We start from the raw sequence: 12,629 nt of genomic DNA, 5'->3' as shown, positions 1-12,629 counted from the left end.
CCCTCATTCTCGGGCGCCGCTTGGCGGCGGCCCGAGAAGCTCATGACGAGAAGGCGTTGGTTTCCGAGATGCCCGGATCAAGCCCGGGCATGACGGCGTCGGCGGTCAAACCGCAGCATACCCCTTGACCTGCGCCAGCGCGGCCATCACGCCGCGCAGCTCGGCCAGTCCCCGCAGGCGCCCGACGGCCGGGTATCCCGGGAAGCTGCCCTTGCCGACATCGTCGAGCAGCTCATGGCCGTGGTCGGGCCGCATTGGGATGCGCCAATGTGGGATGCCGGCGGCCTTGCGCCGCTGCTCCTCTGCCATCAGCGCGTCGACCAGCGCGACCATGTCGGTGTCGCCGCCGAGATGCTCGGCCTCCATGAAGGAGCCGTCCGGGTCCTTGGCGACGTTGCGCAGATGCCCGAACCAGATCTTGTCGGCGAAGCGGCGCGCGGTCGCCGGCACGTCGTTCTTCGGATTGGCGCCGAGCGAGCCCGAGCACAGCGTCAGCCCGTTGGACGGGGAATCTACCGCACTGAGGATCCAGGCGATGTCCGCCTCGTCCGAGCAGATGCGCGGCAGTCCGAAGAGCGGGCGCGGCGGGTCGTCCGGATGGATGCACATGCGGATGCCGACCTCCTCGGCCGTGGGGATCACGGCCTCGAGGAAGCGCTTCAGGTTGGCACGCAAGCGCTCATGGCTCATGCCGTGATAGCGCTCCAGCATCCGGGCAAGACCGGGCAGGTCGTAGCGATCATAGGCGCCGGGCAGCCCCGCCATCACATTGGCGAGCAGCCGGTCGCGGTCGGCCTGCGTCGAATTGTCGAACCAGGCCTTGGCCTTGTCCATCACTTCTGCGGAGTGCCCCTCGTCGGCGCCCTTGCGTTTCAGCATGAAATGGTCGAGCGCGACGTATTCGTGCAGGTTGAAGCGCAGCGCCGTGCCGCCGCCGGGCAGCCTGTGGGCGAGCTGTGTGCGCGTCCAGTCCAGAACCGGCATGAAATTGTAGCAGATCACCTTGAGGCCGCAGGCCGCGAGGTTGCGCATCGACTGCCGGTAGTTAGCGAAGATCGTTTCGAGGTCGCCTTCGCCGATCTTGACACTCTCATGGATGGGCAGGCTCTCGACCACCCGCCATTCCAGCCCGAGGCTCGTGTCGGAGCGGATGATGGCCTGGCGCTTCTCGATCTCCTCGACGCTCCAGACGACGCCATAGGGAATCTGGTGCAGCGCGTTGACGATACCCGTCGCCCCGGCCTGCCTGGCCTGCGCCAGAGTCACGACATCGTCCGGCCCGAACCAGCGCCAGCATTGTTCCATGGTCGCGTTTCCTTGGTGTTCTTCTTCTGGAGTGATCGCCGGTTCGTCAGTCGAGCCGGATGGGTGGGGCCGAGCCGGCGAAGGCATCGACATGGCTTCGTGCGATGTTCTCGATCGCGGCGAAGACCGTGCGCAGATGGGCGCGCATCGCCGTTTCTGCGGCGGCTTCGTTGCCGCTGGTCACGCATTCGGCGATGATGCGATGTTCGCGCATGATCATCTCCGGCCATGTCGCGCTCTCCAGCGACAGGCAGCGCACGCGGTCGAGCTGCGCCTTGACGCTCTCGATCAGGCTCCAGACGGCGGGATGGCCCGCAAGCCGCGAGATTTCGGCATGGAAGGCGTCGTCATGCCGGAAGAAGGCCGCCTGGTCGCCGGTCGAAAGGGCCTTCTCCTGCTGGAGGACATGCCGCTCCAGCGTTGCCTTGCCGGCATTGTCGATATGACGGGCCGCGAGCACGACCGTGCGGCATTCCAGCGTCTCGCGCACGAACTGGCTGTCATAGACCGCGACGATGTCGATGGGCGCGACGAAGGTGCCGACCTGCGGCACCACCGACAGGAATCCGTCCTCGACCAGCCGCTTGAAGGCCTCGCGCACCGGCGTGCGGCTGACGCCGAAGCGCACCGCCATCCGTGCCTCGGACATGGCCTCGCCCGGACGCAGCGTCGCGCCTAGAATGTCGGCACGCAGCGCGCGGTAGATCTGGTCTGTGCTCTGCCGTGCTGCTGGGGTGCCCATTGCCAAGCTCTGGTCGACTAGTATACTAGGATACCGATTAATCCGGTCCGACGTCAATGTCACAGGCCGGACGGATTGAGAAGCCGGTCCCGGTGGCGGCGGCCCGGGACAATAGCAAAACAACGCGAAAAGCGTCTCTGGAGGGACAAACATGGGTCAGGACAGCATTAACCGGCGTCATTTCATCGGCGGCGTCGCGGGCCTGGGCGTTGCAGCGCATGCGCCCGGCGCCTTTGCGCAGCAGCTCAAGCTGCCGGCATCGCCGCTCACGATCAGCGTGATCGATGTCGGCGGGGCTTTGGCCCTCGTGCAGACGCCGCTGGAAAACTACCCGAAGATGAAGCCCAAGGCCGCTTCGCGCATGGTCTTCACCAAGGCGCCGGCTCCCGAGCTGCCCTCGAAGATCAAGGCCCAGCAGAACGCCGGGCGCCTCGATATCGACCTCGTCATCGGCGGCCTGGACGTCCTTTCGGCCGGCATCGACCAGAAGCTCTGGGTTGATCTGCTGCCGCGCCTGCAGGCCGAGCTGCCGAAGCCGGAGGACATCTATCTCAAGCCCGCGCTCGCCATGCACAATCTCGGGCAGGGGCAGGCCATGGCGATGGTCTACTATCCTTCCGGTCCGCTGCTCGAATACATGCCGGACCGCGTCAAGCAGGTGCCGACCACGGCCGAGGAACTCCTCGCCTGGAGCAAGCAGAACAAGAACCGCTTCTTCTACGGGCGCCCGGCCAATTCCGGCCCCGGCCGCACCTGGATCATGGGCCTGCCCTATCTCCTCGGCGACAAGGACCCGAAGGACCCTGAGAAGGGCTGGGACAAGACCTGGGCCTATCTCAAGGAGCTCGGCGAGAACGTCGAGTATTATCCCGCTGGCACCGGCCAGACGATGAAGGAGCTCGGCGACGGCTCGCGTGACATCATCGTCAGCACCACGGGCTGGGACATCAATCCGCGCGTGCTCGGCATCGTCCCGAAGGAAGCCAAGATCCAGACGCTGAAGGGCTTCCACTGGGTCACCGATGCCCAGTACATGATGATCCCGAAGGGCGTATCGGACGAGAAGCTCAACGTGCTGCTCGATCTGATCCGCCACATGCTGACGCCCGAGCAGCAGGCCTACACCTATGATGAGGGTTACTTCTATCCGGGTCCGGCCGTGAAGGACGTTCCGCTCTCGATGGCGCCGGCCTCCAGCCAGAAGGCCATCGCAGAATACGGCCGGCCGGAATACGACAAGCTCATCGCCGAGAACCCGATGGAAACGCCGCTCACCCCGGACAAGATGGTCATCGCCTTCCGGATCTGGGACGAGACGGTCGGCGGCGCCAAGAGAAAGTAACAGCAAGCTGGAGACGGCGACGGGCCTGGGCTATGTCCCTCCGGCCCGCCGCCGCCCTTATTCGACAACGACCCAGAACCGGATGCCATGACCATCAACGCAGCTTCGTTCAGCGAGCTTCGGCTCGATCGCCTGAGCCGTGACTTCGGCACTCACAATGCGCTCAAGGACGTCTCATTGACGATCAAGCAGGGCGAGTTCATCGCGCTGCTCGGCCCGTCCGGCTGCGGCAAGTCGACGACGCTGAACCTGATCGCGGGCCTGCTGCCCGCGACCGGCGGCGGCATCTGGCTCGACGACAAGCGCATCGACCCGCTGCGGCCGGAAGAGCGCGGCTTCGGCATGGTCTTCCAGAACTATGCGCTGTTCCCGCACATGTCGGTGAACAAGAACATCGGCTTCGGCCTCAAGATGCGCGGCGTGCCCAGGGCCGAGATCGACAAGCGCGTGGCCGAGGCCGCCGCGCTGGTCCGCCTGCAGGGCCAGACCGAGAAGCTGCCCGGCCAGCTCTCCGGCGGCCAGCAGCAGCGTGTCGCCATCGCGCGCGCCATCGTGGTCGAGCCGCCGCTGGTGCTGATGGACGAGCCGCTCTCGAACCTCGACGCCAAGCTGCGCCTCGAGATGCGCGCCGAAATCCGCCGCATCCACAACACGCTCGGCGCCACCACCATCTACGTCACCCACGATCAGGAGGAGGCGCTCTCGCTCGCCGACCGCATCGTCGTGCTGCGGGACGGGCAGGTCCGGCAGGTCGGCTCGCCGGAGGACCTCTTCCTGCGGCCGGACCATCTCGACGTCGCCGAGTTCATGGGCTTCCGCAACAAGGTCAAGGGCAAGGTCGCTTCCGTTGCCGACGGCAAGGCGTCCGTCGCGGTGGGCGATGCCGAGATATCCGGCCGGGCGCGCGAGGCTCTCTCGGCCGGCGCCGAGGGCTTCATCGCCATCCGCCCGGAGGATCTGCACCCCGTCGCGGGCAGCCAGCCCGGCCTCAAGGCCCAGGTCGTCTCGACCGAGTTCCGCGGCCGCGAGTTCGTCGGCTTCGCCCGCATGGCGGACGGCACGGACCTCTCGTTCCTCGCCCATGACAAGCTGTCGCCGGGCGAAGCGGTCACGCTCGCCGCCGAGGCCGACCGCGTCCTCGTCTATGGGGCCGTGGCATGAGCAGCGCGGACCTGTCCTCCATTCCGCTGAAGCAGCGGCTGGCGGCGCGCGGCTATGATGGCCTGACGCTGCTGTGCCTGCCGGCGATCCTCTTCCTGCTGGCCTTGTTCATTTACCCGTTCCTCTATGGGCTCGTGCTCTCCTTCGAGCCGAAGCAGGGCGGCATCTTCGCCAACTACCAGCGCTTCTTCTCCGATTCCTTCCTCTACGGGACGATCGGGACGACGCTCTGGCTCGCGCTGCCGGTGACGATCGCGACGCTGGTGCTGGCGATCCCGATCGCCTTCCGCGTCCGGCTGATGAAGAACCAGCGGCTGCTGACCACGATCCTGGTCGTTCCGATCACGCTCGGGACCGTGCTCGTGGCGGAAGGCCTGCTGAACTATCTCGGCCCGCAGGGCTGGTTCAACCGGACGCTGATGACCTTCGGCATCATCTCCTCGCCGGTGAAGCTGCTGCACAATTACTGGGGCGTGATGCTCTCGCTGGTCATCACCGGCTTCCCCTTCACCTTCCTGCTGACGCTATCCTATCTCTCGGGCATCGATCCGGCGCTGGAGCAGGCGGGCGCGACGCTGGGGGCGGGCCCTTGGGATCGCTTCAAGCACATCTTGCTGCCGCTGCTGCTGCCGGGGCTCGCGATCACCTTCTGCCTCAGCTTCGTGCAGGCCTTCTCGGTGTTCCCCTCGGCGGTGCTGCTCGGAGCGCCCTCGGGGCCGACCCGCGTCATCTCGATCGCGGCCTATCAGGCGGCCTTCGAGGAATACGACTACTCCATGGCCTCGGCCGTGGCGATGATCATGGGCGTCGTCCAGCTCACGATCGTCGTCCTCGTGCTGGGCGTGCGCGGCCTGTTTTATCGCGGCCCTGCCGGCGGCGGAAAGGGCTGATCCGATGGTCAAGGACACTCGTCTCTCGACGAAGCTCTGGGCGGCCGCCAACTGGGCGCTGATCGGCTTCTTCGTCGTCAACCTCCTCGCGATGATCGCGACGGTGGTGGTCTCCTCCTTCTCGACGCGCTGGCTTGGCACCTGGCTGCCGGCCGGCTGGACGACGCGCTGGTATTCGGCCGCCTGGGCGGAATTCCAGCTCTACGACGTCCTGTTCGTCACCTTCCAGATCGCGTTCCTGGTGGTGTTTCTGTCGGGGCTGATCGGCGTGCCTGCGGCCTATGCGCTGGCGCGGCGGGATTTCCCGGGCAAGAAGCTGATCATGCTGCTCTTCCTGCTGCCGTTGCTGGTGCCGCCGATCACCTTCGGCATCCCGCTGGCGACGGTGCTCTACCAGACCGGCTTCGCCGGCTCGATGTCGGGCGTGGTGCTCGCCAATCTGGTGCCGACCGTGCCCTTCGTCATCCTGGTGATGATCCCCTTCATCGAGCAGATCGACACCAAGATCGAATCGGCGGCGCGGGTCTTCGGGGCGAACACCTTCCAGCTGTTCATCCACGTCCTGCTGCCGCTGCTGGCGCCGGGCATCCTGGCGGCACTCCTGCTGGTGCTGGTGCGCACGCTGGCCATGTTCGAGCTGACCTTCCTGACGGCAGGCCCGACCAGCCAGACGCTCGTAGTCGCGCTCTACTATGCGGTCTTCGCCGCCGGCGTGCGCGCCGTGCAGTCGATCGACGCCATGGCGGTGATCTACATGGCCACGACGCTGATCTGGCTCGTCATCGCGCTGCGCTTCGTCAACCCCACGCAGATCGTCGCGCGGGCGAAGAAGTAGCAAAAAGCGGGAGCCTCTCGGCTCTGCTCCAATCGACAAAACACCCCGCCGTTCTGCGAACGGCGGGGTGTTTTCATGTGGAAGCCTTCGTCAGTGAACGGTTGCGCCGACATAGCGCAGCGGTTGTCCCTCTCGGGCATGGAGCAGGCTGCGGACCCCCATCGCGAAGCCGCTGCCGGTGTCGGCAGGGTCGAGCCCTCCGCCCAGCTCGACCGTCTCGATCGCGCGCAGCACCTCGATCCCGGATTCCCAGAAGGCTCCATCGCCTTTGGCCTCGCGTGCATGAGGGAAGCTGCGCCTGAAGCCGTCGATCAGCTCTTGCGCGTCGCGGCCAAGCTCGATGCTGACGATGCGGCCGTGCGAGATGGCGAAAAGCACGAGGCCGAAAGCGCTCGGCGCGATGGCATAGCGGGTTTGAGACCTGCAGCGCGCGAAGGGATTCCCAAGCGACAGGATCTGCAGCAGGGCCGGGCTCCGGGGGAGCGTGACGAGGGCGTTCAGCATGGTCCCTATCCTCGGGCGGAAGGGGAAGGCGGCGGCAATCCGCTGGATCGCCGCCGGCATCGGTCGGCTTCACGCCGCGCGGGCGTCGTCGAAGTCGGTGCTGATAGCGACCTGCCGCCAGGCATCTAGCTCCTTGGCGACGAAGGCGTTCTTGGCCTCGATCGCCGCGACCGTGTCGCTGCCGTAAGGCATGCGCAGCGGCGCGTTCGGGGCACCGCCCAGCTCGACCAGCGCGGCGGCGAGCTTGGCCGGGTCGCCCGGCTGGCGATGGCTGAGGCCGGCGGCATGCTCGCGGACGGCCCCGGCAGTCTCCGCATAGTCGGCGATCCGTGCGTCGCTGACGCTGAGCGAGCGGGCATCGAGGAAGTCGGTGCGGAAATAGCCGGGTTCGACGACGGTCGCCTTGATGCCAAGTGGGGCGAGTTCCGCGGCCAGCGCTTCGGTCAGGCCTTCCACCGCAAACTTGGTGGAGCAGTAGACGCCGAAGCCCGCGCCACTCTGATAGCCGCCGATCGAGGAGACGTTCAGGATATGGCCGCTGCGGGCGCGGCGCATATGCGGCAGCACGGCGCGAATGACGTTGAGCACGCCGAAGACGTTGGTCCGGTAGAGCGCCTCGATCTCGGCCGCGGTGGCCTCCTCGACGGCGCCGAGCAGCCCGAAGCCGGCATTGTTGAGCAGCACGTCGATCTTGCCGAAGCGCTGGATCGCGGCCTTGGCGGCTTCATGGGCCTGCCCCTCATCGGTGACGTCGAGCCCGACGGCCAGCAGGTTCGGATGCTCGCCCAGCGTGGCGACCACGCTCTGCGGATTGCGGGCGGTGGCGACGACCGCGTCGCCCTTGTCGAGAGCGAGCTTGGCGACGAGGGCGCCGAAACCGCGGGAAGCGCCAGTGATGAACCAGGTCTGCATGATGTCCTCCTTCAGGAATGTCCCGGCCTCGATGCCGATGAAGGGAGACTAGTCAGCGCCAATCGGTGAGAGTATCCAATCAATCATCATCAGCTTGATGAGTGTGGTTCAGCAATGCAAATCGACCAATCGTCGCTCTCGCTGTTCATGGCTGTGGCGCGCCATCGCAGCTTCCGCCGTGCGGCCGACGAGATCGGCTGCACGCCCTCGGCAGTCAGCCACGGTCTGCGGGCGCTGGAGGAACGGCTCGGAATCAGACTGGTCAACCGCACGACGCGCAGCGTCGCGCTGACAGAGGCAGGCCAGCAGCTCTATGGCCGCATCGAGCCGGCCTTCCGCGACATCGCGGATGCGCTCGACGATCTCAACAGCTACCGCGACCGGCCGGTCGGAAACCTGCGCCTGAACGCGGCGCATCTCGCGACGCAGATGGTGGTGCTGCCGCTGGCGACGCGGTTTCTGGAACAGCATCCGCAGGTCACGCTCGAGATTGTCTCCGACAATGCGCTGGTCGACATGGTCTCGGAGGGCTTCGATGCCGGCGTGCGCTTCGGCGAGATCGTGGCGCAGGACATGATCGCGGTACCGATCGGCCCTCGCCAGCGCTCGGCGGTGGTCGCGGCGCCGGAATTCTTCGCCCGCCATTTCACGCCGTCAGTGCCGGAGCAGCTGCGGGAATTGCCCTGCCTGCGCCTGCGCTTCGCCAGCGGCCGTCTCTACGACTGGGAGTTCGAGCGCGGCGGCGTCGAGTTCCAGGTCGCGGTGCAGGGGCCGCTGACCCTCAGCGATCAGGGACATATTCTGCAGGCGGCGCTGGCCGGGGCAGGGGTCGCCTATCTCTTCGAGACGCAGGTCGAGGAGCTCGTCTCCGAAGGCCGACTCGTCCGTGTGCTGGAAGAGTGGTGCCCCTACTATCCCGGTTTCCACCTCTACTACCCGAGCCGGCGGCAGATGCCCTCGACGCTGCGGGCCTTCGTCGACTTCGTGCGCGGCGAGCGGTCGGTCGCGCCGTAGTCCTGTTCTCGCGCGTCGGTCGATCACGATCAGCAGAGCGGCCTTTGGTCGATATTGACGTGCCCGGCGGCCGTGGAAATGATGGGACGTGCTTAGCCGAACGGCTCCCGAGTTTCGGGGCGCATACCCGGCCCGCCACGGCCGGAAGGGGTTGGGACTGGCGCCTCTGCTGGCGCTCGCGCTGTTGTGCGCGGCCGTTCCCGGCGCGGCCGATCCGCTGAAGCCCGATTCATTGAAGCCCGTTTCATTGAAGCCTTGGACTTCCGACCAGATTCCTCCGCTTGCCCTCGACAGGCTCGACGGCCCGCCTGTCGATCTCGCTACATTGCGGGGCCAGCCGGTGGTCGTCCATTTCTTCGCCACCTGGTGCGCGCCCTGCATCGAGGAGATGGCCTCTCTCGATGCATTCGCTGCCTCGGCCGGTGCGCCGGTGGTCCTTGCCGTCAATGTGGGAGAGGTGGAGGCGCGGCTGCGCACCTTCTTCCGCACGCGGCCGGTGGCTTTTCCGATCCTGCTCGACCGCGACCGCGCCACGATGAAGGCCTGGAAGGTCGAGGGCCTGCCGGCGAGTTTCGTGCTCGATCGCGAGCTGAGGCCCGCCCTGAAGACCGAGGAGCCGCTCGACTGGACAAGCCCGGCAGTAACCAACGCGCTGGCTGCGCTCTCGCCGCAAGCCGCATCACCCGTTCAACCAATGCGAGACAAAGGGGAGACGCCAAGATGATCAGCCGTCGCGACATGCTGAAGACCGGTGCCGCTGCTGCCGCCGCGCTGTCCGCGCCGCGCCTCGCCTTTGCGCAGGAGGCTCCCTTCGCGCCGAAGCCCGGCCCCTGGCGCGATTTCGCGGTGACGACCCGGCTTGATCTGACCGCGTCCGGCAAGGCCCAGGCCTGGATCCCGCTGCCGTCGGTGCGGGAGGAGGAGTGGATCAAGACCGGCAAGAACGACTGGAAGACGAACGCCACACTGGCGGAGGTCGTGCGCGATCCGAAATACGGCGCCGAGCTGCTCCATGTCGCCTTCAAGGAGGGTGAAGTCGCGCCCTATGTCGAAGTCCGGAGCAGCTTTGCCCTGCGCGACCGGGCCGAGGATCTGGCGGCGAAGGGCATCGTGCCCGCGCTCGGCGACGCAGACCGCAAGCTCTATCTGGAAGCGACCGAGCTGATGCCGACCGACGGCATCGTCAAGGAAACCGCCGAGAAGGCCGCCGCCGGCAAGACAAGCGACATCGACAAGGCCCGCGCGATCTATGAATGGGTCGTCGCCAACACCTTCCGCGACGCCAAGACCCGCGGCTGCGGCACGGGCGACGTCGCCTCCATGCTGCGCACCGGCAATCTCGGCGGCAAATGCGCCGATCTCAACGCGCTCTATGTCGCGCTCGTGCGCAGCGCCGGCATCCCGGCGCGCGACATCTACGGCCTGCGCGTCGCGCCCTCCAAGTTCGGCTACAAGAGCCTCGGCGCGGGTTCCGAGGTCGTCACCAAGGCCCAGCATTGCCGGGCCGAAGTCTGGCTCGACGGCTATGGCTGGGTCGCGACCGATCCGGCGGACGTCCGCAAGGTCGTGCTGGAGGAGCCGCCGGGCAACAACACCGTCGACAATCCCAAGGTCGTGGCGGCCCGGCAGGTGCTGTTCGGCGCCTGGGAGGGAAACTGGCTGGGATACAACGTCGCGCATGACGTCGTGCTGCCGGGCTCGAAGCACAAGGTCGGGTTCCTGATGTATCCGCAGGCGGAGGTAGCCGGCGCGCTGCTGGACTGCCTCGACCCCGACACCTTCAAGTACAGCATCAAATCGGCCGAGATCACGGCCTGACGAGGCTCAGGCCGGAAACGCGCCTGAAGGAGACGACTGCCATGAGCGACACCATCGAGCTCGAAGCGCCCCCGCGCGCCGCCGCCCCGCGCCTGACTAGCCTCGCCCATGGCGGTGGTTGCGGTTGCAAGCTCGCGCCCTCGGTGCTGCAGCAGCTGCTGGCGGATCACCCGGCGGCCGGCCCTTACAAGCAGCTCCTCGTCGGCACCGAGACGGGTGACGATGCTGCCGTCTGGCAGGTGGACGACGAGACCTGCGTCGTCGCGACCACCGACTTCTTCATGCCTATGGTCGACGATCCGCATGATTTCGGACGCATCGCCGCGACCAATGCGATCTCGGACGTCTATGCGATGGGCGGCAAGCCGATCATGGCGCTCGCCATCCTCGGCATGCCGCTCGACAAGCTGCCGGTCGAGGTGACGCGCGAGATCCTGAAGGGCGGCGCCTCGATCTGCGCCGAGGCCGGCATTCCCGTCGCCGGCGGCCATTCGATCGACGCGCCGGAGCCGATCTATGGGCTTGCCGTGATCGGCCTGCTCAAGCCGCAGAACCTCCGGCGCAACAGCGGGGCCAAGCCCGGAGACGCGCTGATCCTGACCAAGGCGCTGGGCGTCGGCATCTATTCGGCGGCCTTCAAGAAGGAGCAGCTCTCAGCCGACGCCTATGACGAGATGATCGCCTCCGTGACGCTGCTCAACCGCGTCGGCGCCGACCTCGCCAAGGATGCCGATGTCCATGCCATCACGGACGTCACCGGCTTCGGCATCCTCGGCCATGGGCTGGAGATGGCGCGCGGCTCGGGCGCGACGGTGAAGCTCGATCTGGCTAGGTTGCCTTTCCTCTCGCAGGCCGAGCGGCTCGCGCAGGAAGGGCGCGTGACCGGCGCCTCGCATCGCAACTGGGCGAGCTATGGCGAGGGCGTTGCTCTGCCCGCCAACCTGCCGGACTGGCAGCGCCATCTCCTGACCGACCCGCAGACGTCGGGCGGGCTCTTGGTTTCCTGCAGGGCGGCGAGGGCGGACGAACTGCTCGCGCAGATCAAGGCTGCGCGTTACCCGTCGGCGCGCATCGTCGGCGCTGTCGAGGCGGGGCCGGGGAGGGTGGTCGTGGCCTGACGGGACAGCGGCTCCTTACGCCTCCTGAACCTGCAAATTTCGACCCCAGACGTCGAAGAAGGCGCCCTTGTTCAGGGTGAGCCGGTCCTCGCGCAGCGCGCCTTCCAGCTCGCGCAACCGTGTCCGGGCCAGTTCGTCCGGGACCAGCCCGCCCGCTTCGCGTGTCGGGAAGAAGGCGGCGCCGTCCCAGTTCACGCCGGCGCCGCGCAGCATCATCACGATGTCGCCCCAGTCGATCTCGTCGCCGACGACATGGACGAATGTAGAGCGAAGCGGCTCGACCTTCGGCTCCGCGATCCTGACCAGCACGATCAGCGCGGTGAAGTGTCCCTTGCGGAACATCTTCCCGAGCCAGCGGTCGAAATCGGTTCCCAGTCCCCTAGAAGTCGACACGCGGCGTTTCCGGAATGTGGCGCTCGAACAGCGCATAGAATTCGGTGCCGGTCTCGGCGCGATACCAGTCCTCGAAGGCGCGCAGGGCCTCAAGCGAGGCTGCGCCGGGCGAGCCCTCGCTCTCCTCCATCTCGGCCTGCATCGCCTCGAACACGGGCGTCAGCTTATCGAGCACCAGCGCCTGCCGCGGGCCGATCTCCTCCCAGACCAGCGCCTCGGCGACCGTGGAGCGTGCGCGCAGCGGTGCCTGCTCCGGCGCTTCGGCCGCGGCGATCGCGGTCGTGACCGAGCGCACGAGGTTGAGCCGGCGGAAGGCATTGGCGCGCTCGCGGGCCAATACCTCGATCCGCTCGGCCGCCGAACGTCGATAGGCATCCTCAGCCCGGTGCGCCTCCTCGGCCGCCTGCTCGAAGCGCGCGATCAGGTCGAGGGCGGGGGCCTCGGTTTCGGTCATGACTCGGCGCTCTCGGGAATTGGCGGAAGAGAATGGGAGTCGAACCCACCAGAGACCGTCTGACGGCCCCTCCCGGATTTGAAGTCCGGACGCCCCACCGGGGACGCTTCTCCTCCATCGGGCATCGCAGGCGGCGGCCCG

14 protein-coding genes and 1 tRNA gene are annotated in these 12,629 nt (G+C 66.9%); 8 read left to right on the top strand and 7 right to left on the bottom strand.

Annotated features, from left to right (window positions below; translation table 11 throughout):
- Positions 1-105: 105 nt before the first annotated feature.
- Both uxuA and BoBH3_RS21795 read right to left on the bottom strand, forming a co-directional pair.
- Positions 106-1,305 (bottom strand): mannonate dehydratase, encoded by a 1,200-nt coding sequence (gene uxuA / locus BoBH3_RS21800; RefSeq protein ID WP_262332957.1) that lies wholly within the window; start codon positions 1,303-1,305, stop codon positions 106-108.
- A gap of 46 nt (positions 1,306-1,351) precedes the next feature.
- Positions 1,352-2,047: a GntR family transcriptional regulator gene (locus tag BoBH3_RS21795; RefSeq protein WP_262332956.1), complete on the bottom strand. Its 696-nt coding sequence runs from the start codon at positions 2,045-2,047 to the stop codon at positions 1,352-1,354.
- Positions 2,048-2,198: 151 nt separating this feature from the next.
- Between BoBH3_RS21795 and BoBH3_RS21790 the strand changes: the two genes are divergently transcribed.
- The 4 genes from BoBH3_RS21790 to BoBH3_RS21775 all read left to right on the top strand — a co-directional run bounded on the left by BoBH3_RS21790 (position 2,199) and on the right by BoBH3_RS21775 (position 6,275).
- On the top strand, positions 2,199-3,389 hold the full coding sequence (locus BoBH3_RS21790; RefSeq protein WP_262332955.1) for an extracellular solute-binding protein: 1,191 nt from the start codon (positions 2,199-2,201) through the stop codon (positions 3,387-3,389).
- 93 nt (positions 3,390-3,482) lie between these two features.
- Positions 3,483-4,550, top strand: coding sequence for an ABC transporter ATP-binding protein (locus BoBH3_RS21785; RefSeq protein ID WP_262333073.1), 1,068 nt, complete (start codon positions 3,483-3,485; stop codon positions 4,548-4,550).
- On the top strand, positions 4,547-5,440 hold the full coding sequence (locus BoBH3_RS21780; protein WP_262332954.1) for an ABC transporter permease: 894 nt from the start codon (positions 4,547-4,549) through the stop codon (positions 5,438-5,440). Before BoBH3_RS21785 ends, BoBH3_RS21780 begins: the two co-directional genes overlap by 4 nt.
- A gap of 4 nt (positions 5,441-5,444) precedes the next feature.
- Positions 5,445-6,275 (top strand): ABC transporter permease, encoded by an 831-nt coding sequence (locus BoBH3_RS21775; RefSeq protein ID WP_262332953.1) that lies wholly within the window; start codon positions 5,445-5,447, stop codon positions 6,273-6,275.
- Positions 6,276-6,365: 90 nt separating this feature from the next.
- Here the strand turns inward: BoBH3_RS21775 and BoBH3_RS21770 are convergent, their stop codons facing one another.
- Both BoBH3_RS21770 and BoBH3_RS21765 read right to left on the bottom strand, forming a co-directional pair.
- Positions 6,366-6,779 (bottom strand): hypothetical protein, encoded by a 414-nt coding sequence (locus BoBH3_RS21770; RefSeq protein WP_262332952.1) that lies wholly within the window; start codon positions 6,777-6,779, stop codon positions 6,366-6,368.
- Between the two features lie 69 nt (positions 6,780-6,848).
- Positions 6,849-7,691: an oxidoreductase gene (locus tag BoBH3_RS21765; RefSeq protein ID WP_262332951.1), complete on the bottom strand. Its 843-nt coding sequence runs from the start codon at positions 7,689-7,691 to the stop codon at positions 6,849-6,851.
- 114 nt (positions 7,692-7,805) lie between these two features.
- Between BoBH3_RS21765 and BoBH3_RS21760 the strand changes: the two genes are divergently transcribed.
- From BoBH3_RS21760 to selD, 4 genes are all read left to right on the top strand, one after another.
- Positions 7,806-8,705, top strand: coding sequence for a LysR family transcriptional regulator (locus BoBH3_RS21760; protein ID WP_262332950.1), 900 nt, complete (start codon positions 7,806-7,808; stop codon positions 8,703-8,705).
- A 247-nt stretch (positions 8,706-8,952) separates the two neighbouring features.
- A complete protein-coding gene (locus tag BoBH3_RS21755; protein WP_262332949.1) occupies positions 8,953-9,429 on the top strand; it encodes a TlpA family protein disulfide reductase in 477 nt (158 codons plus the stop codon).
- On the top strand, positions 9,426-10,523 hold the full coding sequence (locus BoBH3_RS21750) for a transglutaminase-like domain-containing protein (RefSeq protein ID WP_262332948.1): 1,098 nt from the start codon (positions 9,426-9,428) through the stop codon (positions 10,521-10,523). Before BoBH3_RS21755 ends, BoBH3_RS21750 begins: the two co-directional genes overlap by 4 nt.
- Positions 10,524-10,564: 41 nt before the next feature.
- On the top strand, positions 10,565-11,641 hold the full coding sequence (selD, locus tag BoBH3_RS21745; RefSeq protein ID WP_262332947.1) for a selenide, water dikinase SelD: 1,077 nt from the start codon (positions 10,565-10,567) through the stop codon (positions 11,639-11,641).
- Between the two features lie 15 nt (positions 11,642-11,656).
- On the opposite strand, the gene BoBH3_RS21740 is transcribed toward selD, so the two are convergent.
- The 3 genes from BoBH3_RS21740 to BoBH3_RS21730 form a co-directional block, all read right to left on the bottom strand.
- Positions 11,657-12,034 (bottom strand): hypothetical protein, encoded by a 378-nt coding sequence (locus BoBH3_RS21740; RefSeq protein WP_262332946.1) that lies wholly within the window; start codon positions 12,032-12,034, stop codon positions 11,657-11,659.
- Complete coding sequence (locus tag BoBH3_RS21735) at positions 12,021-12,488, bottom strand: hypothetical protein (RefSeq protein WP_262332945.1); 468 nt, start codon at positions 12,486-12,488, stop codon at positions 12,021-12,023. Before BoBH3_RS21735 ends, BoBH3_RS21740 begins: the two co-directional genes overlap by 14 nt.
- A gap of 20 nt (positions 12,489-12,508) precedes the next feature.
- Positions 12,509-12,604, bottom strand: a tRNA-Sec gene (locus BoBH3_RS21730).
- Positions 12,605-12,629: the final 25 nt, after the last annotated feature.

The sequence above is a fragment of the Allobosea sp. BH3 genome (genome assembly GCF_025499465.1).
Taxonomy (GTDB): Bacteria; Pseudomonadota; Alphaproteobacteria; order Rhizobiales; family Beijerinckiaceae; genus Allobosea.
Note: the sequence above shows the minus strand (reverse complement) of the source record. Positions and strands in the feature narration are given on the sequence as shown.